22 protein-coding genes are annotated in these 24,065 nt (G+C 67.1%); 10 read left to right on the forward strand and 12 right to left on the reverse strand.

The annotated features are described in order from the left end of the window. Positions 1 to 3 precede the first annotated feature (3 nt). The 3 genes from ACQY9P_RS01665 to ACQY9P_RS01675 form a co-directional block, all read right to left on the reverse strand. Entirely contained in the window at positions 4 to 945 is a 942-nt protein-coding gene (locus ACQY9P_RS01665; protein WP_421736987.1) for an aldo/keto reductase, read from the reverse strand. A gap of 16 nt (positions 946 to 961) precedes the next feature. Further along, positions 962 to 2,626 (reverse strand): choline dehydrogenase, encoded by a 1,665-nt coding sequence (locus ACQY9P_RS01670; protein WP_421736986.1) that lies wholly within the window; start codon positions 2,624 to 2,626, stop codon positions 962 to 964. Between the two features lie 224 nt (positions 2,627 to 2,850). Next, a complete protein-coding gene (locus tag ACQY9P_RS01675; RefSeq protein WP_421736985.1) occupies positions 2,851 to 4,479 on the reverse strand; it encodes an ABC-F family ATP-binding cassette domain-containing protein in 1,629 nt (542 codons plus the stop codon). A 539-nt stretch (positions 4,480 to 5,018) separates the two neighbouring features. On the opposite strand from ACQY9P_RS01675, the gene ACQY9P_RS01680 reads away from it, so the two are divergent. After that, entirely contained in the window at positions 5,019 to 6,080 is a 1,062-nt protein-coding gene (locus ACQY9P_RS01680) for a glycosyltransferase family 4 protein (protein ID WP_421736984.1), read from the forward strand. Positions 6,081 to 6,096: 16 nt separating this feature from the next. Further along, entirely contained in the window at positions 6,097 to 8,268 is a 2,172-nt protein-coding gene (locus ACQY9P_RS01685; protein WP_421736983.1) for a glycogen debranching N-terminal domain-containing protein, read from the forward strand. On the opposite strand, the gene ligD is transcribed toward ACQY9P_RS01685, so the two are convergent. Further along, positions 8,265 to 10,856, reverse strand: coding sequence for a DNA ligase D (gene ligD / locus ACQY9P_RS01690; protein ID WP_421736982.1), 2,592 nt, complete (start codon positions 10,854 to 10,856; stop codon positions 8,265 to 8,267). The genes ACQY9P_RS01685 and ligD overlap by 4 nt on opposite strands. A 205-nt stretch (positions 10,857 to 11,061) precedes the next feature. Here ligD and ACQY9P_RS01695 point away from each other — a divergent pair, with 205 nt between their 5' ends. Further along, positions 11,062 to 11,913 (forward strand): Ku protein, encoded by an 852-nt coding sequence (locus ACQY9P_RS01695; protein WP_421736980.1) that lies wholly within the window; start codon positions 11,062 to 11,064, stop codon positions 11,911 to 11,913. A gap of 290 nt (positions 11,914 to 12,203) precedes the next feature. On the opposite strand, the gene ACQY9P_RS01700 is transcribed toward ACQY9P_RS01695, so the two are convergent. Beyond that, a complete protein-coding gene (locus ACQY9P_RS01700; RefSeq protein ID WP_421736979.1) occupies positions 12,204 to 12,740 on the reverse strand; it encodes a gamma carbonic anhydrase family protein in 537 nt (178 codons plus the stop codon). A 296-nt stretch (positions 12,741 to 13,036) separates the two neighbouring features. On the opposite strand from ACQY9P_RS01700, the gene ACQY9P_RS01705 reads away from it, so the two are divergent. From ACQY9P_RS01705 to ACQY9P_RS01720, 4 genes are all read left to right on the forward strand, one after another. Then, positions 13,037 to 13,840 carry a PhoH family protein gene (locus ACQY9P_RS01705; RefSeq protein ID WP_421736978.1) on the forward strand — a complete coding sequence of 268 codons (804 nt, stop codon included), beginning with the start codon at positions 13,037 to 13,039 and terminating at the stop codon, positions 13,838 to 13,840. A 150-nt stretch (positions 13,841 to 13,990) separates the two neighbouring features. Further along, positions 13,991 to 14,335 carry a hypothetical protein gene (locus ACQY9P_RS01710; protein WP_421736977.1) on the forward strand — a complete coding sequence of 115 codons (345 nt, stop codon included), beginning with the start codon at positions 13,991 to 13,993 and terminating at the stop codon, positions 14,333 to 14,335. A 19-nt stretch (positions 14,336 to 14,354) separates the two neighbouring features. After that, entirely contained in the window at positions 14,355 to 14,696 is a 342-nt protein-coding gene (locus ACQY9P_RS01715) for a hypothetical protein (RefSeq protein ID WP_421736976.1), read from the forward strand. Positions 14,697 to 14,795: 99 nt separating this feature from the next. Then, positions 14,796 to 16,775 carry an OPT family oligopeptide transporter gene (locus ACQY9P_RS01720; protein WP_421736975.1) on the forward strand — a complete coding sequence of 660 codons (1,980 nt, stop codon included), beginning with the start codon at positions 14,796 to 14,798 and terminating at the stop codon, positions 16,773 to 16,775. A gap of 64 nt (positions 16,776 to 16,839) precedes the next feature. Here ACQY9P_RS01720 and ACQY9P_RS01725 read toward each other — a convergent pair whose 3' ends face one another. The 6 genes from ACQY9P_RS01725 to ACQY9P_RS01750 all read right to left on the reverse strand — a co-directional run bounded on the left by ACQY9P_RS01725 (position 16,840) and on the right by ACQY9P_RS01750 (position 21,477). Continuing rightward, positions 16,840 to 17,520: a GNAT family N-acetyltransferase gene (locus ACQY9P_RS01725; protein ID WP_421736974.1), complete on the reverse strand. Its 681-nt coding sequence runs from the start codon at positions 17,518 to 17,520 to the stop codon at positions 16,840 to 16,842. A gap of 77 nt (positions 17,521 to 17,597) precedes the next feature. Next, positions 17,598 to 17,804, reverse strand: coding sequence for a DUF3126 family protein (locus ACQY9P_RS01730; RefSeq protein WP_062144725.1), 207 nt, complete (start codon positions 17,802 to 17,804; stop codon positions 17,598 to 17,600). Between the two features lie 50 nt (positions 17,805 to 17,854). Then, positions 17,855 to 18,793 carry a LysR substrate-binding domain-containing protein gene (locus tag ACQY9P_RS01735; protein WP_421736973.1) on the reverse strand — a complete coding sequence of 313 codons (939 nt, stop codon included), beginning with the start codon at positions 18,791 to 18,793 and terminating at the stop codon, positions 17,855 to 17,857. Between the two features lie 360 nt (positions 18,794 to 19,153). Further along, positions 19,154 to 19,930, reverse strand: coding sequence for a glutaminyl-peptide cyclotransferase (locus ACQY9P_RS01740; RefSeq protein ID WP_421736972.1), 777 nt, complete (start codon positions 19,928 to 19,930; stop codon positions 19,154 to 19,156). Positions 19,931 to 19,946: 16 nt separating this feature from the next. Next, a complete protein-coding gene (cysE, locus tag ACQY9P_RS01745) occupies positions 19,947 to 20,777 on the reverse strand; it encodes a serine O-acetyltransferase (RefSeq protein WP_421736971.1) in 831 nt (276 codons plus the stop codon). 91 nt (positions 20,778 to 20,868) lie between these two features. Beyond that, the gene (locus ACQY9P_RS01750) at positions 20,869 to 21,477 is read right to left on the reverse strand and encodes an NUDIX domain-containing protein (protein ID WP_421736970.1); all 609 of its coding nucleotides are present in this window, start codon (positions 21,475 to 21,477) and stop codon (positions 20,869 to 20,871) included. 74 nt (positions 21,478 to 21,551) lie between these two features. Here ACQY9P_RS01750 and ACQY9P_RS01755 point away from each other — a divergent pair, with 74 nt between their 5' ends. Further along, complete coding sequence (locus tag ACQY9P_RS01755; protein ID WP_421736969.1) at positions 21,552 to 22,169, forward strand: nitroreductase family protein; 618 nt, start codon at positions 21,552 to 21,554, stop codon at positions 22,167 to 22,169. A 51-nt stretch (positions 22,170 to 22,220) separates the two neighbouring features. Continuing rightward, a complete protein-coding gene (locus ACQY9P_RS01760; protein WP_421736968.1) occupies positions 22,221 to 22,511 on the forward strand; it encodes a hypothetical protein in 291 nt (96 codons plus the stop codon). Between the two features lies 1 nt (position 22,512). Here the strand turns inward: ACQY9P_RS01760 and queF are convergent, their stop codons facing one another. After that, positions 22,513 to 22,968, reverse strand: coding sequence for a preQ(1) synthase (gene queF / locus ACQY9P_RS01765; RefSeq protein WP_421736967.1), 456 nt, complete (start codon positions 22,966 to 22,968; stop codon positions 22,513 to 22,515). Between the two features lie 92 nt (positions 22,969 to 23,060). On the opposite strand from queF, the gene ACQY9P_RS01770 reads away from it, so the two are divergent. After that, positions 23,061 to 23,864 (forward strand): SDR family NAD(P)-dependent oxidoreductase, encoded by an 804-nt coding sequence (locus ACQY9P_RS01770; RefSeq protein WP_421736966.1) that lies wholly within the window; start codon positions 23,061 to 23,063, stop codon positions 23,862 to 23,864. Positions 23,865 to 24,065 lie beyond the last annotated feature (201 nt).

Genomic DNA, 24,065 nt, shown 5'->3' on the forward strand with positions numbered 1-24,065 from the left:
CGATCAGGTCGCCGCGTCCAGATCGGCCAGGATCTCCACCGGCAGCGCCAGATGGGCGGCCTTCATCAACTCCTCCAGCTGGGCCACCGAGGTTGCGCTGGCGATCGGCGCGGTAATGGACGGATGGGCCATGATCCAGGCAAGAGCGATCTGGGCATGGGTCGCGCCCGTGGTCGAGGCCGCCTTGTCCAGCGCGGCCAACACCCGCGCGCCCTTCTCGTTGAGATAGTCGCGCTTGATCGTGCTGCTCCGGGCACGGCCTTCCAGATCGGCTTCCGACCGGTACTTGCCCGTCAAAAAGCCCGCCGCCAGCCCGTAGAATGGAATGACGCCCAGCCCTTCGGCCTGGGTCAGGGCCGCCAGTTCACCCTCGACCTGGTCGCGATCATAGAGATTGAACTTGGGCTGGATGGTCTCGTAGCGCGGCAGGCCGTGCGCCGCCGAAACCTTCAGGGACTCCGCCAGCCGGGCAGGCGTGAAGTTGGACGCTCCGATCGCCCGAACCTTGCCGGCCTTCACCAGCCGGCCAAAGGCCTCCAGGGTTTCCTCGACCGGCGTCGCCGCGTCGTCCTGGTGAGATTGATAGAGGTCGACATAGTCCGTCTGCAGCCGCTTCAGCGAACCCTCGACCGCCGCCTCGATATTGGCGGCGGACAGGCCCGGCTGTTTGGGCCACATCGCCACCTTGGTCAGGATCAGGACGTCGTCGCGCCTGCCGCGCGCCTTGAGCCAGCGGCCGATGACGCTCTCGGACTCCCCGCCCGTGTGACCGGGAACCCAGGCCGAATAGACGTCGGCCGTGTCGACGGCGTTGAAGCCGCCGCCGACGAAGGCGTCGAGCAGGCGATGCGAGGTCGCCTCATCCGCCGTCCAGCCAAAGACGTTGCCGCCGAAGATCAGCGGCGCGGTCGAAAGGCTGGAACGGCCGAGAGGACGCTTTTGCATGACTTAGCTCCGCCGATCAGGCCGCCACGGCCCGGCCGTCTTCGAACACAGGGACGTCGACCGGCGGCAGTGTGGCCTTGCCCCGCAGCAGGTCGGCCGCCCGCTCGGCGATCATGATGGTGGGCGCGTTGGTGTTGCCGCCCACCAGGGTGGGCATGACCGAAGCGTCGATGACCCGCAGGCCCGCCACACCCTGAACGCGAAGTTGGTCGTCGACCACCGCCAGCGGATCGCCCGCCGCGCCCATCCGGCAGGTGCCGACCGGGTGGTAGATCGTTTCGGACTTGGCGCGGATCCAGGCATCGAGGTCGGCGTCCGCGCGCACATCGGCGCCCGGCGCGTATTCGGCGTCGCGGTAGGGGTCCAGGGCCGCCTGGGCCACGACTTCGCGGGCCATCCGGACGCCTTCGCGCAGGGCGCGGCGGTCTTCATCGGTGGCGAGATAGTTGCCCAGGATGGTCGGATCATCGAAGGGGTCGGCGGACCGCAGACCCACCTTGCCCCGGCTCTCCGGCCGCAACTGGCAGACGTGAAGGGTGAAGCCGTCCTTCTCGATCAGGGTCTTGCCGTGGTCCTGCATGATGGCCAGCACGCCGTGGATCTGCAGATCCGGGCGATCGAGATCCGGGCGCGACTTCAGGAAGGCGCCCGATTCCAGAAACTGCTGCCGCCCCAGGCCCTTGCCCATCAGCATGTAGGACAGGCCCGTACCCAGCTTGCGCAGGCCCTTGTTAGCCGAGTAGGCGCTGACGAGGTTCTTGCTGGTCCACGACAGGCAGACATCCAGGTGGTCCTGCAGGTTGGCGCCGACGCCCTTGGATTCCTGAACTACCGCCACGCCGTGCGTCTTCAGCAGGTCGGGCGCGCCGATCCCCGACAACTGCAGGATCTGCGGCGACTGCACCGCCCCGGCGCTCAGCAGCACCTCGGCGTCGGCGTGGGCCGTGACCTTTTGGCCGCCCTTGCCGACCACATATTCAACCCCGATCGCCCGGCCCTTCTCGATCAGGATTTTGGTGGTCCGGGCCTCGGTCACGCAGGTCAGGTTCGGCCGCGACAGGGCCTCGGTCAGATAGGCCGCCGCCGCGCTCCAGCGCTTGCCGTCGCGGATCGTCAGGTCGTAGGGCCCGAAGCCCTCCTGCTGGAAGCCATTGAAATCATGTGTAGTCTTGTAGCCCGCCTGGCGACCGGCCTCGACCAGGGCCGGATAGAAGGGGCTGGGCGACTCGCCCTTGGACACGTGCAGCGGACCCTGGCCGCCATGATAGGCGTCGCCGCCGGCGTGGTGGGTCTCCGAGCGCTTGAAATAGGGCAGGACCTCCGAATACGACCAGCCCGACAGTCCCATCTGCCGCCACTGATCGTAATCGCGCGCATGGCCCCGGATATAGATCATGCCGTTGATCGCCGAGCTGCCGCCCAGACCCTTGCCGCGCGGCCACCACAGCTTGCGGTTATTCAGGTGCGGCTCCTCCTCGGTCCAGAAGCCCCAGTTCTGCTCGCCCTTGGCCTTGATCAGCTCGCCCACGCCGGCGGGCATCTTGACCAGGATCGAGGTGTTCTTGCCGCCGGCCTCCAGCAGCAGAACCTTGATGTTGGGATCTTCCGTCAGCCGCGCCGCCAGGACGCAGCCCGCCGATCCGGCGCCGATGACGATATAATCGAAGCGTTCGCTAGCCATGGCCCCGACGCCCTCCCTGAATGTTATCGTTGTTAAGGCAGAGAGTGGCTCGGCTTTTGGCCGGGCACAAGAGCGCTCGCGGTTGTCGGTACAGGTTAGAAGTGGCCCCGCTACGGGTCAGAGCCGCCAACAACGCGAGGAGGTCGCAACTTCCCGCTTGGATTGGTCCTTGCTGCGGTGTGTCGATGAACACCGGGTTCGGGCGGTTTGAGGAGTCGGCGCCGCTACCCTCCGGGGTGCAATCCCGGCGCTTCCTGGCCCGTGCGGGTGACGTATTCCGTATAGCCGCCGCCGTACTGATGCACCCCCTCGGGCGTCAGTTCGAGCACGCGGTTTGACAGCGCCGCCAGGAAATGGCGGTCGTGGGAGACGAAGAGCATCGTGCCCTCGAAGTCCGCCAGGGCCGCGACCAGCATCTCCTTGGTCGCCATGTCGAGGTGGTTGGTCGGCTCGTCGAGCACCAGCAGGTTCGGCGGATCGAACAGCATCTTGGCCATGACCAGCCGCGCCTTCTCGCCGCCGGACAGGACGCGGCAGGGCTTTTCGACATCGTCGCCGGAGAAGCCGAAGCAGCCCGCCAGGGTGCGCAACGCCCCCTGGCCCGCCTGCGGGAACGAGCTCTCCAGGGACTCGAAGATCGTCTCTTCGCCATCCAGCAGGTCCATGGAGTGCTGGGCGAAATAGCCCATCCTGACGCTGGCGCCGATGTTGACCACGCCCTGGTCGGGCTTGGTGTCGCCGGCCACCAGCTTGAGCAGCGTTGATTTGCCGGCGCCGTTGGCGCCGAGGACGCACCAGCGCTCCTTGCGGCGCACCAGGAAATCGAGCCCCTCATAGATCGGCTGGGCGCCGTAGCCCTTGTGGACATTGCGCAGGTTGATCACGTCCTCGCCCGAACGCGGCGGGCTCTGGAAATCGAACTGGACCGACTGTCGACGGCGCGGCGGCTCGACGCGTTCGATCTTGTCGAGCTTCTTCACCCGGCTCTGCACCTGAGCGGCGTGCGAGGCGCGCGCCTTGAACTTCTCGATGAACTTGATTTCCTTGGCCAGCATGGCCTGCTGGCGCTCGTACTGCGCCTGGCGCTGCGCCTCGCCGAGCGCGCGCTGCTGGTCGTAGAAGTCCAGATCGCCCGAATAGGTGATGAGCGAGCCGGCGTCGATCTCCACAACCTTGCCGATGATGCGGTTCATGAACGCCCGATCGTGCGAGGTCATCAACAGCGCGCCGTCATAGCTCTTGAGGAAGGCCTCAAGCCAGATCAGGCTTTCCAGGTCCAGGTGGTTGCTGGGTTCGTCCAGCAGCATGCCGTCGGGCCGCATCAGCAGGATGCGGGCCAGCGCCACGCGCATCTTCCAGCCGCCGGACAGAAGGCCGACGTCGCCGTCCATGCGTTCCTGGCTGAAGCTCAGACCGGCCAGCACCTCGCGCGCCCGCGCCTCCAGCGCATAGCCGTCCAGTTCCTGGAAGCGTTCCAGCACCTCGCCATAGCGTTCCATGACGGCGTCCAGGGCGTCGGCCTGGTCCGGATCGACCATGGCCGCCTCGAGCGTGGCCATTTCGGCGGCCAGCGCGCTGACCGGACCGACGCCATCCATCACCGCGGCGACCGCGCTCTGGCCCGACATCTCGCCGACATCCTGGCTGAAATAGCCGATCGTCATGCCGGGATCGATCGTGACCAGTCCGTCGTCGGGCTGCTCCTGACCGGTGATCATGCGGAACAGCGTCGTCTTGCCGGCGCCGTTTGGACCGACAAGCCCGACCTTTTCGCCCTTCTGGACGCCCATCGAGGCTTCGATGAACAGGATCTGGTGGCCGTTCTGCTTGGAGATATTGTCGAGGCGGATCATGGGGGGCTGCTAACCCGGGTGGAGGCAGAAAGCCAGCCTTGGAGCCATGCCAATTCCCGGTGCGATGATCTGCCCCTCCCCCTCCTGACACCGCGAGTGATCCCGCATCGGAGCGCGGAGTCGAAGGCGGAGCGCGCCGGCCACCGCGGCGACCCGGTTCTGGCTAGATCTGGCGGCCAATGTCGCGGCGCGCGACTGGCATGAACTTCCCGGGAAGTGGACCCCGCTGCCCAACGTCGACAGCCAGCGCATCCTCTCGATCACGCCGCGGCTGCCGCCGCTGGCCCGCGCCATCTTCGCGGGCCAGATCGGCTACGAGGCGCCGGTCTCAAGCGCTGTCCTGTCGGCCGGAGAACTCGATGAGGTCATCAAGGCGGGTTACGCGCCGGCGGCCGGCGCCTCTTCCTAGCCGAGGCAGGTCTCTCGAACCGCCGGGAAGACCCCAACCTCGGAGTCTGCGGCGCGACCGGAACCATGGGCTCGCCGGGAGGTTTCAGAAGTCGGCCGACCGTCAGGCCGCTTTTGGGGAAGAGCTTGCCATGCGTATCGCCCAGGTGCCGCCGCTGTACGAAGCCGTCCCTCCTCGCCTGTATGGCGGAACGGAGCGCGTGGTGGCCCATCTGACCGACGCTCTGGTCGAGCTGGGTCATGAGGTGACGCTGTTCGCCAGCGCCGAGGCGCAGACCAAGGCCAATCTGGTGGTCGTGCGCGATCAGGCCATACGGCTGGATCCGGCGGCGTTGAAATCCGACCTCGCCGCTCACCTGGCCATGCTGCTGGAAGTGCGCGACAGGGCCGATGACTTCGACATCATCCACTTCCATACCGACATGCTGCAGTTTGGCCTGTTCGCCGACATGGCCGAAAAGACCCTGACGACCCTGCACGGCCGGCTGGACCTGAAGGACCTGCCGGATCTGTATCGACGCTACCCGGAATTTGGACTGGTCTCGATCTCGAACTCCCAGCGCGCGCCGCTGCCGAACGCCAACTGGATCGGCACGGTGCTGCATGGCGTCCACGCCGACAGCGACGTCTATCATGACAGCACCGAAGGCTATCTGGCCTTCCTGGGGCGCATCTCTCCCGAGAAAGGTCCCGAACGCGCGATCGCCATCGCCAGACGCTCTGGCCGTCGCCTGAAGATCGCCGCCAAGATAGATCCCGTTGATGTCGCCTACTTCCACGAAGTGGTCGAACCCCTGCTGGCCGATCCGCTGGTCGAGTTCATCGGCGAGATCGGCGAGCACGAGAAGGGCGCGTTTCTGGGCGGCGCGGACGCCCTGCTGTTTCCCATCGACTGGCCAGAGCCCTTCGGCCTGGTGATGATCGAGGCCATGGCCGCCGGCACGCCGGTGATCGCCTATGAGCGCGGCTCGGTTCCCGAAGTCATCGAACACGGACTGACGGGCTTCATCGTCAACAGCGAAAGCGAAGCGGCGGACGCGGTGGCGCGGCTCGGGAGCCTCAGCCGACGCGCGATCCGCGATCGCTTCGACCTTCGCTTCTCGGCCATCGCCATGGCGCGGCGCTACCAGGCCCTCTACGCGCGACAGCTCCAGGGCTTGGTCGCGGGCCAGGATCTCGCGCTTCGCGCCTGACCGCAGACAGGGCAAAATGATGGATGACCTAGCGGCGGCGCCCGCCGCGACGACCAGCGACGAACGGATGGGCGAGCCTCGCCCGCCCTTTCCCCTCTATGCGCTCAAGGACCATGACACCTTCCTGGTCGCCGATTCCTTCGGCGACATCGGTGGCGTCGGCGACGGCCTGTTCCACAACGACACCCGCCTTCTGTCCCGGTTCAAGCTGACGCTGGGAGGCGAAGCGCCGTCGCACCTAAGTTCGTCGGTTTCGCAGGACAACGTCTTCTTCAACTGCCACGCCACCAATCAGAACCTGCCGCTGCTGGGGGCCGGAGCCGCGCCCCACGGCACTATCCATCTGGAGCGAAAGCGGTTCCTGTGGGGCCAGCGCTGCTATGAGCGCATCACCTTCTCCAACTACAGCCGCGACCTGGTGATGCTGCCGGTCAGCCTGGAGTTCGACGCCGACTTCAGCGACATGTTCGAGGTACGCGGCAGCAAGCGCGGCGCGCGCGGCGTGAACCATACGCCCGTGGCCGAAGGTCGTTCGGTGACCTTCGCCTATACCGGTCTGGACAAAGTGGACCGCGGAAGCGTCATCAGTTTTTCCGAGCCGCCCGGCCGCCTCTCGTCCTCGCGGGCGGATTTCCTGTTCATGCTGGCGGCCGCCGACCGCTTTGAGCTGTATGTCGAGATCGGCCCGATCCTGGCGCATCCGCCAAGCCGCGCGCGCTGGCGCGACGCGGCGGCCCGCGCCAAGCTGAGCATGCGCCACCGCATCCGGCGCGGCGCGCGGCTGCACAGTTCCGGACGGCTGTTCAACGAGTGGCTTGAGAAGTCCCGCGCCGACCTGGCCCTGCTGACCACCGAGCTCGACACCGGGCCGTATCCCTATGCGGGCATTCCCTGGTTCTCGACGCCGTTCGGCCGCGACGCGATCATCACCGCCTGGCAGGTGCTTTGGATCCAGCCTGAACTGGCGCGCGGCGTACTGGCCTATCTGGCCAAGTATCAGGCGGTCGAGGTCTCGGCCTTCCAGGACAGCGCGCCGGGCAAGATCATGCACGAGACCCGGCGCGGTGAGATGACCGCCTTGGGCGAACTGCCCTTCGCGCGCTACTACGGCGGCGTCGACACCACGCCGCTATTCGTGGGCCTGGCCTGCGCCTATGCCGACCGCACGGGCGACATGGCGTTCGTCGATGAGCTTTGGCCCGCCATGGTCAAGGCCGTCGGCTGGATCGAGCAGTATGGCGACAGCGACGGCGACGGCCTGATCGACTATGCGCGCGGCGCCGCCAGCGGGCTGTCGAACCAGAACTGGAAGGACAGCGAAGACAGCGTCTTCCACGCGGACGGCCGCTTTCCCGCCGGCCCCATCGCCGTGGTCGAGGTGCAGGGCTATGCCTACGCAGCGTTCAAGGGCATGGCCGACCTCGCCAGGCGTCGCGATGATCGGGCCAACGCCCGGCGCTGGAGCCGGCGCGCTGAAACCCTGCGCAAGACGGTCGAGGATCGCTTCTGGATGGAGGATCAGGGCTTCTACGCCATGGCCATCGACGGCCTGGGCCAGCCCTGTCGGGTGCGGGGCTCGAACCCGGGCCATCTGCTCTTTTCGGGACTGCCCAGTCCGGAGCGCGCAAAGCGGGTCACCGAGACCCTGCTGAGCTCGGCCTTCCATGCCGGCTGGGGCTTTCGGACCCTGGCGGCGGGCGAGCCGCGCTTCAATCCCATGTCCTACCACAACGGTTCGATCTGGCCGCATGACACCGCGATGTGCGTGCTGGGCATGGCGCGCTATGGCGAGCGCCAGGGCGTTGTCAGGATGCTGGCGGGCCTGTTCGAGACAGCCTCGAACTTCGGAATGCGTCTGCCGGAGCTGTTCTGCGGCTTCTCCCGCGCCGCCGGCGAGCCGCCCGTCGCCTATCCAGTCGCCTGCCTGCCCCAGGCCTGGGCGGCGGGCTCGGTGTTCATGATGCTGCAGGCCTGCCTTGGCGTCAGCGTCGATGGCTGGAAGCGGCAGGTGCGCCTGACCGATCCGCGCTTGCCGATCGGCGTCGATCGCCTCGACATCGACAGCCTGATCCTGGGCGACAAGATCATCGACATCCGCCTTGCCCGAACGGGCGAGCGCACGCGGGCGCGGATCAACCATTCAAGCTCACCGTCCGGCGTGTGGCCCGGTCGCCTGGGCCGGGCCTAGACCTTTCCCAGACGCTGGATGGCGGTCGCCAGGGACCGTTCGCTTTCAGGATAGTCTTCCCAGGCGGTGAGCTTGCCCATCAGGCCCGGCGCCGTGCGCATAGTGTAGCGCGCGGGGTCCAGGCCGGCCTTGACCTGGGTCCAGGTTAGCGGAAACGACACCGGCGCGCCCGAGCGGCCGCGCGGCGACAGGGGCGCCACGGCGGTCGCCATCCGGTCGTTGCGCAGATAGTCCAGAAAGATCCGGCCGGCCCGAGCCTTCTTGGCCATGGTGATCAGGAACCGATCGGGGGCGTCGGCCGCCATGGCCTTGCAGACGTCGCGCGCGAAGGCCTTGGCCGTGGGCCAGTCGACGCCCTTGGCCTTCAAGGGGGTGACGACGTGCAGTCCCTTGCCGCCCGTGGTCTTGCAGAAGCTGACCAGCCCCAGGTCCTCCAGTCGGTCGCGCACCTCCCGCGCCGCCGCGATCACCTCGCCGAAGTCCACATCAGGCGCGGGGTCGAGATCGAAGACCAGTCGACCCGGCTGCTCCAGAGCGAAGGGCTCGCAGTTCCACGGGTGCAGTTCGACGGCGCCGATCTGGGCCGCCGCGATCAGGGCCTCGACCCGGTCCAGCTGGAGATAGGTCTTTGGATCGCCCGCGACCTGGACCTGGGTGAACAGGGCCGACGCGCCGCGCGTGGCGTGGCGCTGGAAGAAGGTCTCGCCGCCAAGCCCGTCCGGCATGCGGATCAAGGAGCAGGGCCGGCCCTGGATATGCGGCAGCATCCAGGGGCCGACGGCCTCGTAATAGCGCGCCAGATCCAGCTTGGTCACGGGCTGGCCATCACCGCCATCCGGCCACAGCGCCTTGTCGGCGCTGGACAGGGTGACGCCCATCACGGTCGAGCCGCCCGCGCGACGCACGACGCGCGGCGACGCGTCGGGGGTCTTCAGCGGCGTCGACGCGGCGGCCGGCGCCTCGGCCTCGACCTCGCTGGCGGGCTTGTCCTCCCGCAGAGCCTTGAAGGCTCCCTGGCGGATCAGCCCCTCGCCAGTGAAGCCGGCATATTCGATCTCGGCGACCAGCTCGGGCTTGACCCAGTGAACACCCTCCGCCCCACGTGGCGCGCCCTTGCCACTGAACGGGCTGGTGTCGGCTTCCAGGGCATGCAGCCTGGGCGTCAGCCGGGCGACCTTCTCGCGGCCATAGCCCGTGCCGATCCGCCCGACATAGATCAGGCGGTCGCCGCGATACACACCGGCGAGCAGGGAGCGGAAGGCCTGGCCCGTGGTGGTCCAACCGCCGATGACCACCTCGTGGCCCTGGCGGCACTTGGACTTCACCCAGCTGTCGCCGCGCCCCGACCTGTAGGCCGCGTCCAGCCGCTTGGAGATGATACCCTCGAGATCCATGCGACAGGCCGATTGCAGAACCGCGTCGCCGGCGGTCACGAAATGGTCGACATAGCGGAGCGTCGAAGGCGCCCCGGCCAGGAGCGCCTTCAGACGGATCTTTCGCTCGGACAGCGGCAGGTCGCGCAGGTCCGCCCCGCCCTCGAACAGCAGGTCGAAGGCGAAGAAAATCAGCTCATCCGTCCGCGCGTCCGATATGGCCGCCTGCAGAGCCACGAAGTCGGGCGCGCCGGTGTCGTCCAGCGCGACAATCTCGCCGTCGAACAGGCCGTCGGGCAACGTGGCGGCGGCCTTCACCAGCGCCGGGAACTTCGCCGACCAGTCCAGCCCCTTCCGGGTCAGCAGTGTCGCCTTGCCGTCCAGCACGCGAAGCTGCATCCGATAGCCGTCGAACTTGATCTCGTGCGCCCAGCCCGCTCCGCCGGGCGGCTTTTCCTGGGTCTTGCACAGCTGGGGTTCGACGAAGCTGGGTACGGACGCCGCCTTTGGCCGCGCCTTGCGGGGCGAGGCGGTCGGCTCTGATGGCTTGGGAGACTGCCCCCGCGTCTCCGCGGTGCTCCAGACCGCATCGGCCTGCCCCTTCGCGGCGGTCATGAAGGGCGACGCGCCCTTTCCCTCTCCGTTGGCGATCTGGGCCATGCTTCGGCCCGAGGCGATGGATCGGTCTTCCGCCGCCAGCGCGCCGCCGTTTCCGTCGACGGCGGCGGCGTCGCGATGCTTGATCAGCAGCCAGTTGTGACGCTTGCCCTCGTCCCGCAGGCGCACCAGCACCCATGAGCCGTGCAGGCGGCCGCCCTCCATGACGAACTTCAGCTCGCCCTTTTTCAGCGCCTTGTCGATGTCCTCGAAGCCGGCCTCCGGCGCCCAGTAGCCGCGATCCCACAGCTGCACGGTGCCGCCGCCATATTGCCCCTTGGGGATGGTCCCTTCGAAGTCGCCATAGTCCAGCGGATGGTCCTCGACCTCGACCGCCAGACGCTTGTCGCGCGGATCGAGCGACGGCCCGCGGGTGACCGCCCAGGACTTGAAGACACCCTCGTGCTCCAGCCTCAGATCAAAGTGCAGCCGCGTGGCGTCATGCTTCTGGATGACGAAGCGACGCTGGTCGGCCGCGACCACTCGGGCGTCACGCCCTGACGGCTCGGCGGTTTTCCTGAAGTCGCGCTTGTCCTGATATCGCGCGAGTTTCGTCATGGCGTCATGGCTCCAGGCGTTGCCCGACAGGAACGAACAGACCGCCGTCTTGATCCTCCGTTCGCCTTGGACCCAGTTCCGTCCGCGGGCGCACAACCGTCAAGCGCTCACTCCACCAGGAGCCTTCTCATGTTGAGCAGAACAAATCAGCGGGTCAGCCGTTCAGGATTCCTAGCCGGCCGTCGTGGCGCTGGGGATCTGGAACATGGCTTATCGACCCACCTGGCAGGGGCATCTTCGCCTGTCGCTCGTGACCTGTCCGGTCGCGCTCTACACGGCGACCGACAGCGGCGGCGACGTGCATTTCAACCTGATCAACCCCAAGACCAGCAACCGGATCAAGATGGTCGCGACCGACCCCGACACCGGTCCGATCGAGCGCGCCGATCTGGTCAAGGGCTACGAGATCTCCGACGGTCAGTACGTGCTGCTGACCGACGAGGAGATCAAGTCGGTCAAGCTGGAGAGCACCAAGACCATCGACATCGAGCGCTTCGTTCCCGCCGCCGACATCGATCGGATCTATTGGGACAACCCCTATTATCTGGCCCCCGACGGCAAGCTGGCCCAGGAGGCCTTCGCCGTCATCCGCGAGGCGATGGAGCGGTCAGGCCAGATCGCGCTCGGCCGGGTGGTGCTCTCGACTCGCGAGCGACTGCTGGCCCTGGAGCCTCGCGGCCAGGGTATTCTGGCCTATTCGCTTCGCACCGACGACGAGGTGCGCAAGGCCGACGAAATCTTCGCGTCGATCACCGACAAGGCGCCCGACAAGGCCATGATCGCCATCGCCGAGAAGATCATCGAACAGCAGAAGGGCCCGTTCGATCCCACCCTGTTCGTCGATCGCTATGAGACCGCTCTGAAGGCGCTGATCGCCGACAAGCAGAAGGGTCACAAGGTCAAGACGGTCGCCGAGGTCGAGGACACCAACGTGGTCGACCTGATGGCCGCGCTTCGCGCCAGCCTGGCGGGAAAGTCTTCGCCAACGGCCCCGAAGGCCAAGGCGACCGCGGCGAAAAAGCCGGCGGCCAGATCCAGCGCGCGAAAATCGGGCTGACGGCTTCGGGTGGACGTTGTGGCGGCGGAGCCGCGCGCCAGACCTTTTCCGAGACGGGACGCCGGCGGTCCGGATATTCGCGCTTAAGGCGACAGCCCTTGTTGATGCAACCAAATTGAAGGTGAAGCCTTCTTAAGAGCGAAGGATCGGTTGGCCTACCGAACTTCCTGACTTCGGCCGGCGACAGCGCTCCTGTTCCGGCCCAGCCCCTCGCGCTGGTCGCCCAACGCGAGACCGGAGCGCCGCTTCCCGATTCCCCCTGAAGGACGCGGCGCTCCAACCTCGGCCTATCAGGCCTCTTCGCGGACCAGCAGGTCGCGACGGTAGCGCCGCCAGTTCTCGACATAATGCATCGCCGAGGCCTGCAGGATCAGGGCGTGCTGCTCGCCGATCTCGCGCACCACCTTGCCTGGAGCGCCCATGACCATTGAGTTATCCGGAATTTCCTTGCCTTCGGTGATCAGGGCGCCGGCGCCGATCAGGCAGTTGCGGCCGATCCTGGCGCCGTTCAGCACGATGGCGCCGATCCCGATCAGGGAGCCGTCGCCGATCGTGCAGCCATGCAGCATCACCATGTGACCGATGGTCACATTGGACCCGATGGTCAGCGGCGAGCCATGATCGGTATGAAGTACTGAGCCGTCCTGGACGTTGCTGTTCTCGCCGATTTCAATGGGATCGTTGTCCCCGCGAGCAACCACGCCCCACCAAATACTGGCATTTTTCTTGAGAATGACATTGCCCATGACCGATGCCGTCGGCGCGATCCAGTAATCGTCCGACGCGGGAAGGATCGGGCCGACGGCGCCCAAGGAATAGACAGTCATCCGTACACCCCATTTTCTTAAAATCGTTGCTTGCTTAACATCTGAGAAACCACGTTAGCATCATCCTAGTCGGGCGATTCGAGGGGATAAATCCCGTCGATTCCCACCGGAGCCGATGTTCGGTTCCGGCTCCCGATAACGGAGACCAGGGTGTCGCTCTTGGCGTGCAGGCGTTCTCTCGAACCACCGCCCTCTCGGCCAGGCGCCGAGCCGTCGCGCGACGCACGGGTCTTTGTTCATCTCCTCCCCACCGCCAAGGACGACGCCACACGGCCTCGTCCTTTTTTCATGCCTGAATGGAGGCTTCCATGACCAAGCGAGCCCTGAAGCGTATGGCGCGTGAAGGCGCGATCGAGACCGGCAACTACGGTGACGACGCGAAGGTACGCCGCCTGCCGATCGATGTTCGGGAGCGCGGAAACGGCTGGTCGCCGCTAGGCCATGACGGGGCTCCGCGGAATCCGGATCGGGACCAGAGTTACCTCAAAACCATCAAACCCAAGTCACCCGGCCAGGCCGCGTTGATGGAGGCGATCGACAACAAGAACCTGGTCATGGCCCTGGGCCCGGCGGGCACAGGCAAGACCTACATCGCCATCGCCAAGGCCGTTGAGGCGCTGGAGGCTGGCAGCGTCGCGCGCATCGTCCTGTCGCGACCAGCGGTCGAGGCCGGCGAGTCGATCGGCTACCTGCCGGGCGACATGGAAGACAAGCTGGCGCCCTATCTGCGCCCGCTCTATGACGCCCTCACCGACAGACTCTCCACCCGGCGCATGCGCGCCATGATGGCCGAGGGCTCGATCGAGATCGCTCCCGTGGGCTTCATGCGCGGCCGGACGCTGAACAACGCCTTCGTGGTGATCGATGAGGCCCAGAACTGCACCTACATGCAGCTGAAGATGCTGCTGACCCGCCTGGGCTGGAACTCCACCATGGTGGTCACCGGCGACCCGAACCAGTCCGACCTGCTGCCGGGCATTTCGGGCCTGGCCGACGTGGCCGCCAAGTTCGACGCGCTCGAGAACATCGGCGTGGTTCGCCTCGCCGACCGCGACATCGTTCGCCACCCGCTGGTCGCGGAGATGCTGGGCGTTCTTTAGGGCGCCGCAAGCTCCCGCCCCGGTTCGCCGGGGCGGGATACTTGCAGCCTCCAGAGCTTCAACCTTGACGAACCGTTTCGAGCGGCCGCAATCTACGGAAATGCGGCCACTCTCCTTCGATGGGACCGGGTCTGCACAAAGGAGCGGACCTTGCGCACTTTGAACACGATCGGCGTCGCCGCCATCACCGGCGCCCTGCTGCTGGCCACCGGGGCCCAGGCCCAGAGCGCCTCGACGCCTTGGTCGCCGCCTGCAGCCTATCGAACGCCCAGCACCCCGTTCAATGACAGCAGCATACTGACCCAGATGTGGCGCCAGTCGCTGACCGACACCGCCAGGATCAAGGCCACCCGCCCAGAGTGGATCCGCGCCCGTCGCGCCGCCGCCCTCGTCAATGCCAACCGCTGCGCCGAAGCCTATGCGCTGGCGCGAGCGGAACGGGACGCCCGCCTAGCGTCAGGTGTGAAGAAGATCTGCACCGCGCCCGCCACCTGACCGCCTCAAGGAGATCTTCATGCGCAAGTCAGTCGCCATCCTGTTGACCGCCGCCGCGCTCGCGGCCGCCACGACCGCCGCCAGCGCCCAGTCGCGTCCCACCGCCCCTGTGGCGGGGAACATCTTCGACCGCTCCAACACCGCCCACGGAACGCCGTCGGGCTATCCGTTCGTGAACTACACCCGCGAACGCGAGCTTAGCGAACAGCGCCTGCGGGTGGCCGCCGGCCTGGTGCGCGCGGGGCGTTGCGACGCCGCCGCCCGGCTGGCCAAGCGCCAGTCCGATGATGTCCTGGCCGACAAGCTGGCCCGGGTCTGCGCCGCGCCTTCCGCCTCCGGAACGTCCAACCGGCCCATCTAGACCGGCGACGCCCAGCGCTTTCGCGCGAAAATACCCGCTTGAGTTCCGGGCGGTCGGACGTGCAAGGTCCGGCCGCCTTAACTGTTTCGGGACTGCTTCATGGCCGACGCCGCACCACGCTCGGAGTTCACCCTCCGGGGCGTCCTGCTGGGGATTCTGATCACCCTGGTCTTCACCGCCGCCCAGGTCTATCTGGGCCTCAAGGTGGGCCTGACCTTCGCGACCTCGATCCCCGCCGCCGTGATCTCGATGGCCCTGCTTCGGGCCTTCAAGACGGCCACGATCCAGGAGAACAATATCGTCCAGACCATCGCCTCGGCGGCGGGGACGCTGTCGTCGGTGATCTTCGTGCTGCCGGGCCTGCTGATGATCGGCTGGTGGGCGCACATTCCGTTCCTGCCCACCTTCGGCGCCTGCGCGGTCGGCGGCATTCTGGGCGTGATGTACACCATCCCGCTGCGCCGGGCCCTGGTCAGCAATTCCGACCTGCCCTATCCCGAAGGCGTCGCCGCCGCTGAAGTGCTGAAGGTCGGCACCGGCTCGCGGGCCGGCGAGGCCGAAGGTCAGGCCGGTCTGCTGGCCGTGGCCGCAGGCACGATCGCTTCGGCCGCCTTCGCCGCCCTGGCCGCCGCCAAGATCTTCGCCGCCGAGGTCGCGGGCTACTTCAAGGCCGGAGCCGGCGCGACCGGCCTGGGCGCGTCAAGCTCGCTAGCCTTGATGGGCGCGGGCCACCTGATGGGCATCACCGTCGGCGTCGCCATGTTCGCGGGCCTGGCCATCGCCTGGGGCGTGCTGGTGCCGATCATGACCACCCTGCACCCGATCGCCGGCGCGGATGCCGCCAAGCACGCCCTCACCGTCTGGAAGACCGAGGTCCGCTTCATGGGGGCCGGCGTCATCGGCGCGGCCGCCATCTGGACCCTGGGCAAGCTGGCCGGTCCGATCTGGAGCGGCTTGATTTCCTCCCTGGAGGCCGGCAAGGCCCGCAAGGTCGACGGCGCGGTCATTCCCCGCACAGAACAGGACATCCCGATCACCATCGTCGGCCTGGTCACCCTGCTGCTGCTGGCTCCGGCCGGCTGGTTCCTGGCCGAGTTCCTGGTCGGCGGTCCGATCGCCAGCCTGACCGTTCCGCTGGTCGCCATCGGCGTCGGCTATGTGCTGATCGCCGGCCTGCTGGCCGCCGCCGTCTGCGGCTACATGGCCGGCCTGATCGGCTCGTCCAATAGCCCCGTCTCCGGCATCGCCATCCTGACCGTGCTGGGCGCCTCGCTGATGGTCGGCGCCGCCGCGCGCGGCGTGATCGGTCCCGACGTGACCAAGGCCCTGGTCGCCTTCGCCCTCTATGTCACCACCGTGGTCCTGGCCGTGGCTGTCGTCGCCAACGACAACCTGCAGGACCTGAAGACCGGCCAACTGGTCGACGCCACCCCGTGGAAGCAGCAGGTCGCCCTGGTGATCGGCGTCATCGCCGGCGCCATCGTGATCCCGTTCGTGCTTGAACTGCTGAACCGCTCCAACGGCTTCGCCGGCGCGCCCAACCTCGACTCGATCTCCAATGACCCCCTCGCCGCGCCCCAGGCGACGCTGATCTCCACCCTGGCCAAGGGCGTGCTGGGCGGCGACCTCAACTGGAGCCTGCTGGGCGTCGGAGCCCTGATCGGCATCGCGCTGGTGATCGTCGACGCCATCCTGCGCAAGTCCAGCGCCGGGCGTCTCAGCCTGCCGCCCCTGGGCGTGGGCCTGGCCATCTACCTGCCCAGCTCGGTCACAGCCCCGGTCGTTGTGGGCGCGGTCGCCGGCTGGATCTATGACAAGGTGGTGGCCAAGGACAAAACCGCCGAACCGGCCAAGCGCCTGGGCGTTCTGATCGCCTCGGGCTTCATCGTCGGCGAAAGCCTGTTCAACGTCGCCCTAGCCGGCCTGATCGTGGCCACCAACAAGGGCGAGCCCCTGGCCGTGCCGTTCGCGCCGTCCGAGCACATCGGCATGATCCTGGCCCTGATCGCCGCGGCCATCGTGGTGTTCGGGCTCTACAGCTGGGCGCGCAAGGCGGCGGCCAAGACGGCCAGCGTCTGAAGCGTCTCGCATCCGACAGGATCAGCCCCGGAGGACCAGCGTCCTCCGGGGTTTTTCTTGGCGACTAGGCGGGCTGGAGGATCGTGAACACCACCTCGCGCCGGCCGCGATAGCTCAGCGACTCGTACAGGCCGATGGCCGTCGCGTTGTCGGCGTAGCTGTGCAGGAAGACCTTCTCGCCACGCGCCAGGATCCTGGCCGTCACCTCGCGCAGCAGACGGGCGGCGTAGCCCTTGCCGCGATGATCCGGATGGACACAGACGCCGCTGGCCTCGGTGAAGCCATCCGGCCGCATCCGCTCGCCGGCCATGGCGACCAGTTGGCCATCGACGCGCACGCCAATGAAGCTGCCCAGTTGGTGGGTGCGCGAAAAGAACGGGCCGGGCTTGGTCAGGGTGGCCAGGGCCAGCATCTCGGCCGCGTCGGCGTCGCCCAGCGGTATCAGCTCGAAGGCGGCCTCCCAGGCCGAAACGACGGTCTCGGCGACCATCTGCAGGCAGACGGCGCTGGAGACGACTTCGGTCCCAGGAATGGGCGGCGGGGCGGCCAGCTCGATCAGGCCGACGGACCCCATCTCGCGCACCAGGTCGCCGAGATCGGCGAGCGCTTCGGCAGAGTTATCCACAGCCCCGGCGAACAGGCCGAAGTCTGGATGCACGCGCAAGGCGCCGCCGCGCCGGATCGCGACATCTGCCTGCCGACCGGTGAACGCCGACCAGACCGGCCGATCCAGGAGATGGGTCATGGTCGATGCGAAGCCTGGGGACGGAAGACGATCAACGCCGGCGGCCGCCTGATCAGCGGCCGCGCGGCGGATCAAGTCTAGTCGAGGTCTTCGGCCAGGATCGCCATTTCGAACATGAACGAGCCGTCCTCGTCCTCGTCCTGGAAGACGACGCCGATGAACTCGCCGGCCACTTCGACCTCGGCGGAGTCCTTCTGCTTCGGGCGCGCCTTCACGGCGATGTGCGGGTTGCCGAAGGTGCGCTTCAGATGCTTTTCGATCTTTTCGATGGATGCAGCGTCCACGGGGAGCTCCTGTTTTCTCGTTGGGCGCCGTGGCGCGTATCGACGCGAACCTAGCGTTCCGCGCTGGAGTCGCAAGCCGCTTCCGGCGAAGTCGGCGGCAGGGGCGAGCTTCGCCCCTCCTCCACCAGCCAATCGCGGAACCGAAGCGCGGCCGGCGCCGAGCCCTCGATGGGGGTGAGGGCGACGACCGCGGCCTCACCGGAGACAAATCCCAGCGGCGCGGTCAGGCGGCCGCTGGCCAGGTCGCGCTGCACGAAAGCCCACGGACCGACCGCGACGCCCAGGCCGGCCGCCGCCGCCTCGATCAGATAGAAATAGTGGTCGAACTCCTGCTGGCTGACAGGCTCCGGCAGGTCGCCCGGCATCTTTCGGGCCCAGTCCGACCAGCTTTCCATGAAGGTGCGGGTGTGCAGACGCGGCAAGGCGCAGATATTGGCCAGGGTGGGCTCGATGCTGGCCGCCAGCTCGGGCGACATCACCGGCCCATGGAAGTGCTCCATGAACGGGGTCTCGAGCGAGTCCTGCGGATAGGTCTGGCCCAAAGTCCGCATGCGAATGGCCAGATCGACACCGTCGGCTTGATAGTCGAAGGGGCCGTTGGACTCCATGACCCGCACGGGAATATCCGGATGCGCCGCCTGGAAGCGCGGCAAACGCGGGATCAGCCACTTCATCGCGAAGGTCGGCAGGCAAGAGACTACCAGCGGGCGCGGGCCAACCTGCGGCGGGCGCGGCACGGCGGCCTCGATCTGGTCAAAGGCCGGCGACAGGCCCTGGGCCAGCTTGAGCCCGGCCTCGGTCATCCGCAGGCGCGAGCGCGGCCCCTCGGTCAGGGGCACGCCCAGCTGTTCTTCGAGCTGGCGGATCTGCCGGCTGATCGCGCCATGCGTGACGCACAGCTCGTCAGCGGCCAGGGTCATCCGTCCATGCCGCGCGAAGGCCTCGAAGGCCCGCAGGGCGTTCAGCGACGGCAGGGCGCGGCGAGCCATGTGATGAAACCTCACAGAAGGCCGACGGATAAGTCGTTATCGCGACGGATTCAACTGCGGGATAAGGCGGACATGCCCAACCGCATAACCCCCGTTCAGCTCTTCGCCCTCACCGTCATCTGGACGGCGGTAGCCTATGGGGTGGCGACCAATGAGGATCGCCCTACACGACCCCTCTCCTATAAGGAGAGGGAGGGGCCCCCGCCCAAAGGGCGTGGGAGGGTGAGGTGCTACAGCCTGTCAGGCGTTCGCGCTGAACCGCCGCCGCAGCTTCCGGGGTAGAATTGGCCATGGGCGCCCCCCTCACCTCCCACCGCTGCGCGGCGGGTCCCTCCTCTCCCTCTGGGAAAGGATCCAAGATTATTTCGGCGTCAGCCTGATCTCGAACAGCCTGGGCCACAGCTTGCCGGTGACGAACAGCCGGTCGCCCGCCGCGTCATAGGCGATGCCGTTCAGCACATCGACAGGGCCCACCAGGTCCGCTGGGCTCAGCAGACCGCTCATGTCGATCCAGCCCGTCACGTGGCCCGTCCTGGGATCAATGCGGGCGATACGGTCGGTCTGCCAGATATTGGCCAGGACCTCGCCCTTCACCCACTCCAGCTCGTTGATGTTATCCACAGGCTTGCCGTCGTCGGTCACCTGGACGCGGCCGGTTTCCTTCAGGGTCTCGGGATCCAGGAACCGCAGAAACGACGTGCCGTCGCTCATGATGATCCGGCTGTCGTCGCGGGTCAGGGCCCAGCCTTCGCCGGGATAGCTGAACTCGCCGAGCTTCTCGAAGCTGGCCAGGTCATAGATGAAGCCGATCTGGTCCTTCCAGGTCAGCTCGATCAGCTTGCCCTTCCAGTCGATGATCCCCTCGCCGAAATAGCGGGACTCCACCAGCCGCTCCTGCTCGGGCAGGCCGGTCTCCAGCGTCACCTTGCGGATCGACGAGCGGCCTTCCAGGCCCGTGCTCTCATACAGAAAGCCGTCGCGCCAGAAGAGGCCCTCGGTGAAGGCTCCGGCGTCATGCGGATAGGCCTTCACCACCGTGTAGCCGTACTGGCGCGGCTTTTCGGCCAGGGCCGGCGCGGAAACGCTCGCGGTCAGCAGCGCCGCGAGGGCCAGGCCCTTCCAGAAACCAAACCGCACTCAGATCACCCAAACCTTAAATGACGTAGTCGTACACGGCCTCGGCCAGGGTGTGGTCCATGGTCCGGGCGGGCTCGTCGCAGGTCGGGCAGTTGACGATGCGGGCCGGAACGCCAGCGGCCGTGCAGTGCGGCGGCACGGGCTTGAGCACCACCGAACCCGACGCCACCTTGGCGTAGTCGCCGACCGTGATGTTGCCCAGTACCTTGGCCCCCGCGCCCAGCAGCACGCCGCGGCCGATCTTGGGGTGACGGTCGCCGCGCTCGGCGCCGGTGCCGCCCAGGGTCACGCCGTGCAGCATCGAGACGTCGTCGCCGACCACCGCCGTCTCGCCGATGACGATGCCGGTGCCGTGGTCGATGAATACGCCCTGGCCGATGCGGGCGGCGGGATTGATATCGACCTGGAAGACCTCGCTGGCGCGGCTCTGCAGGTAGAAGGCCAGGGTCTCGCGGCCCTCGTTCCACAGCCAGTGCGACACGCGGTGGGTCTGCAGGGCCAGGAAGCCCTTGAAGAACAGGAACGGCTGGACGTAGCCCTTGCAGGCGGGATCACGCTCGAACACGGCCATCAGGTCGGCCTCGGCGGCGGCGATCAGGGCCGGATCGGAATAGAAGGCTTCCGCCGCGAACTCACGCGCTGTCATGGCCCGCATTTCCTGGTCGCCCAGCTTGCGCGCCAGCTGGAAGGTCAGGGCGTCGGCGATGTTGTCGTGGCTGAGGATCACCGCGTTGAGCAGCGAGGCCAGGGCCGGCTCGGCCTTGGCGGCGTGTTCGGCCTGGTTGCGCAGCGCGGCCCATACGGGGGGCGTCGACTGCTCCGTGACGACTTCCAGATGCTTAGCCACCGGGCTCTCCCTCTGCCTTGCGGCACTAGAGCATCCTTTTTGGAAACGCTCTAGTCCCTTTGGGAAAGGCCATGCCTTCGCCCGGTCGCGCCTATCCTAGCACAAGCCGGGCAAGATCGCTCGGAAGCTCTCCCCTGACCGCCATATGGTGCACCCGAAGCAGTAACGCCACCGTCAACGCGTCGGGCATGTGGCCGGCCACCGCCGCGTCCAGCGCCTCGGTGAAGGGGACGCGCACGACGGCCAGGTCCTCGGTCTCGTCCGGCTCGGTTTGGGTGGGGGTGAGCCCCAGGGCGAGATAGCCGTATCCGCGCTCGTCGGTGACCGAATTGGAAAGCTCCAGCCGCAGGATGAGCCGCCAGTCGGAGGCCTCTAGCCCGGCTTCCTCGGCCAGTTCGCGCTTGGCGCCGTCCAGCGGATCCTCGCCCATGGGCGCGCCGCCCTCGGGCAGCTCCCAGCTGTAGTTGGCCAGGGAAAAGCGGTTCTGGCCGATCAGGGTCACCGTGCCGTCGTCGTGCAGCGGCACGATGCCGATCGCTTGGTTCTTGAACCCGATCTTGCCGTACAGCGCCGGCCGCCCCGTCGGCGCCGTGGCCTGATACTCGGTCACGGTGATCCATGGATTGTCGTAAACGATCTTTTCCGAGCGTACGCTCCAGGGCGTTCCGTGCGACTTCAGCCAGGCGGGTTTGTCGGACATGCCGTCTCGCGACTTGTGGCGGCCGAACCCCGGCCATAGGTAGACCTGCAGTACATCGCTTCGAGGAGATCGTCTTGACCGGTTCCGTCCCCCCCGCGCCGGAGTTTGGCGAGACCCTGCCCGTGCAAGCCGTTCCCGAAGTGCTGGCCTATCTGGCGCGTCGCCGATCGGCCTCGGCCATGGCCCTGACCGCGCCCGGTCCCAGCGACGCCGAACTGGCCGACCTGCTTCGCCTGGCCGTCCGCGTGCCCGACCATGGAAAGCTGGCGCCGTGGCGGTTCGTCATCCTGCGCGGGCCGGCCAAGGACGCCTTCGCCGCGAAGATCACCACCCTGGCCGATAGCCAGGCCAATCCGGCCAAGGCCAACGCCGCCCTGCGCAAGCTGACGCGCCCGCCGATCTGCGTGGTGGTGATCTCGCGCCACATCCCCGGCGAGATCCCGGAATGGGAGCAGCGCCAGAGCGCGTCGGCGGTGTGCCAACAATTGCTGCTGGCGGCGCCCGCCATGGGCTATGGCGCCAACTGGATCACCGACTGGTATTCCTATGACCCCCGCGCGCTGGAGATCCTGGGCGTCGAGGCCGGCGAACAGGTGGCCGGCTACCTCTATCTGGGCACGACCACCGAGCAGCCGCAGGAGCGCGTTCGCCCCGACGTGGCGGCGATCACGACCGAATGGACGCCCGGCTAGGTCGAAAACGCCTCGTCGCGCGTTGTCGAGAGGCAAGCCGAGGAGGCGACCATGAAACGACGCGACAACCCTTGGGCCGGCATGGCCTGGGACGCCTGGGCGATGGGGCTGGAAGCCTCGTCGGTGATCGGGATGCGAACGCTGAAGATCGCCGCCGGCGGCGCGGCGGCCGATGCGGAAATCCGGCTCATGGTTGGCGAGAAGGTGACGGCCGCCATGACCCTGCCGATGCTGGCCATGACCGGTCAGTTGGGCGCCAACCCGACGGCGGTGGCCGCGCGCTCGCTCACGCACCTGCGCAAGAAGGTCCGCGCCAACCGCCGCCGCCTGTCGAAGGGTTAGATCAGCCCCGGCCACGATAGGGCGCGACGCCCTGGTCGGGCACCCAAAGGCCTTCCGGCGCCGGGCCCGTCTGCCAGAACACGTCGATCGGGATGCCGCCGCGCGGATACCAGTAGCCGCCGATGCGCAGCCAGCGGGGCTGCGCGATCTCGACGATCTTGCGAGCCACCTTCACCGTGCAGTCCTCGTGGAACGAGCCGTGATTGCGGAAGCTGGTCAGATACAGCTTCAGCGACTTGCTCTCGATCAGCCAATCGCCGGGCGCATAGTCGATGACCAGATGCGCGAAGTCCGGCTGGCCGGTGACGGGGCACAGCGAGGTGAATTCCGGGGCGACGAAGCGCGCCAAATAGAGCACGTCGGACTGCGGATTGGGCACGCGCTCGAGGATCGCCGCTTCAGGGCTTTCAGGCGCATCGACCATGCGGCCGAGTTGGGTGACGTTGAGATCTGTCATCGGCGGGATTTAGGCGTCTCCGGTCCGCGAGACAAGCGGACGCCGTGTCGCTACAAAAGTCCAAACACGTGTTCGAACGCGGGAGGATCGCCATGACGGGACGGGATTTCGACGGCTTTACGGTGGTTGTCACCGGGGCCTCCACGGGGCTGGGCCGGGCCATCGCCCTGGAAGTCGCCGGGCGCGGCGCGGGCCTGGTGGTCGTCAACTTCGCCCGGAGCGCCGAGGAGGCCGAGGAAACCGCCCAGATGGTCGAGGCTCTGGGCGCCAGGGCCGTGCTGGCCCAGGGCGATGTCGCGGTGGACGCCGACTGCCAGGCCATCGCCCAGGCCGCGGCGTCGACCGGGCGAATCGATGCGCTGTTCAACAATGCCGGCGTGACCAAGTTCGCGCCCAACCACGCCGATCTGGACGCGGTGAACGCCGAGGATTTCCTGCGGCTCTACAGCGTCAATGTCGTGGGCGCCTTCCAGATGACGCGGGCGGCGCGGTCGCTGCTCGAGGCCGCGCCGCAGCCGGGCGCCGTGGTCAACACCTCGTCGATCGCAGGGGTCGTCGGCAACGGCTCGTCGATTCCCTACGCGGCGTCGAAGGGCGCGATGACCACCATGACCCTGTCGCTAGCGCGGGCTCTGGCGCCACACATCAGGGTTAACGCCGTATGCCCCGGATTCATTGATACGCCCTGGTTCGGCAAGGCCATGGACGCTGAACGGGTGGACCGTCTGCGGGCCGGCGCGGCCGCCGCGACCCCGCTCAAGGTGGCCTCGACCGCCGAGGATATCGCCGGCGCGGCGGTGTTTCTGGCCTCGCCCGCCTCACGCCACGTAACGGGTGAAACCCTGCTGGTGGACGGCGGCCTGCACCTGGGCGGCGCGAGTCTTTCGATGCGCTGAAGCCACAGATAAAGGTTAAACAAGCGTTATAGACAACTGTGGCTTCCTGCGATGAATCTGAAGCAATTTCGTCACACTGCGCCCAAACTTTAGTCGAATAACACTGTTCGGACTAGCGCTTCGTCTGGCTTGATTGCAACTACGGGATGGTCAACGGCTAATCGGCCGTCGGCTAAGTGCGCTTGCAGGCGCCGTCGATAT

The sequence above is a fragment of the Caulobacter sp. genome (assembly GCF_965279145.1).
Lineage (GTDB): Bacteria > Pseudomonadota > Alphaproteobacteria > Caulobacterales > Caulobacteraceae > Caulobacter.

Bases quoted from the DNA above. Each gene is read 5' to 3' on its own strand.
- ACQY9P_RS01665 (WP_421736987.1), bottom strand. From the start codon at position 945: ATGCAAAAGCGTCCTCTCGGCCGTTCCAGCCTTTCGACCGCGCCGCTG.
- ACQY9P_RS01670 (WP_421736986.1), bottom strand. From the start codon at position 2,626: ATGGCTAGCGAACGCTTCGATTATATCGTCATCGGCGCCGGATCGGCG.
- ACQY9P_RS01675 (WP_421736985.1), bottom strand. From the start codon at position 4,479: ATGATCCGCCTCGACAATATCTCCAAGCAGAACGGCCACCAGATCCTG.
- ACQY9P_RS01680 (WP_421736984.1), top strand. From the start codon at position 5,019: ATGCGTATCGCCCAGGTGCCGCCGCTGTACGAAGCCGTCCCTCCTCGC.
- ACQY9P_RS01685 (WP_421736983.1), top strand. From the start codon at position 6,097: ATGATGGATGACCTAGCGGCGGCGCCCGCCGCGACGACCAGCGACGAA.
- ligD (WP_421736982.1), bottom strand. From the start codon at position 10,856: ATGACGAAACTCGCGCGATATCAGGACAAGCGCGACTTCAGGAAAACC.
- ACQY9P_RS01695 (WP_421736980.1), top strand. From the start codon at position 11,062: ATGGCTTATCGACCCACCTGGCAGGGGCATCTTCGCCTGTCGCTCGTG.
- ACQY9P_RS01700 (WP_421736979.1), bottom strand. From the start codon at position 12,740: ATGACTGTCTATTCCTTGGGCGCCGTCGGCCCGATCCTTCCCGCGTCG.
- ACQY9P_RS01705 (WP_421736978.1), top strand. From the start codon at position 13,037: ATGGAGGCTTCCATGACCAAGCGAGCCCTGAAGCGTATGGCGCGTGAA.
- ACQY9P_RS01715 (WP_421736976.1), top strand. From the start codon at position 14,355: ATGCGCAAGTCAGTCGCCATCCTGTTGACCGCCGCCGCGCTCGCGGCC.
- ACQY9P_RS01720 (WP_421736975.1), top strand. From the start codon at position 14,796: ATGGCCGACGCCGCACCACGCTCGGAGTTCACCCTCCGGGGCGTCCTG.
- ACQY9P_RS01725 (WP_421736974.1), bottom strand. From the start codon at position 17,520: ATGACCCATCTCCTGGATCGGCCGGTCTGGTCGGCGTTCACCGGTCGG.
- ACQY9P_RS01735 (WP_421736973.1), bottom strand. From the start codon at position 18,793: ATGGCTCGCCGCGCCCTGCCGTCGCTGAACGCCCTGCGGGCCTTCGAG.
- ACQY9P_RS01750 (WP_421736970.1), bottom strand. From the start codon at position 21,477: ATGTCCGACAAACCCGCCTGGCTGAAGTCGCACGGAACGCCCTGGAGC.
- ACQY9P_RS01760 (WP_421736968.1), top strand. From the start codon at position 22,221: ATGAAACGACGCGACAACCCTTGGGCCGGCATGGCCTGGGACGCCTGG.
- queF (WP_421736967.1), bottom strand. From the start codon at position 22,968: ATGACAGATCTCAACGTCACCCAACTCGGCCGCATGGTCGATGCGCCT.
- ACQY9P_RS01770 (WP_421736966.1), top strand. From the start codon at position 23,061: ATGACGGGACGGGATTTCGACGGCTTTACGGTGGTTGTCACCGGGGCC.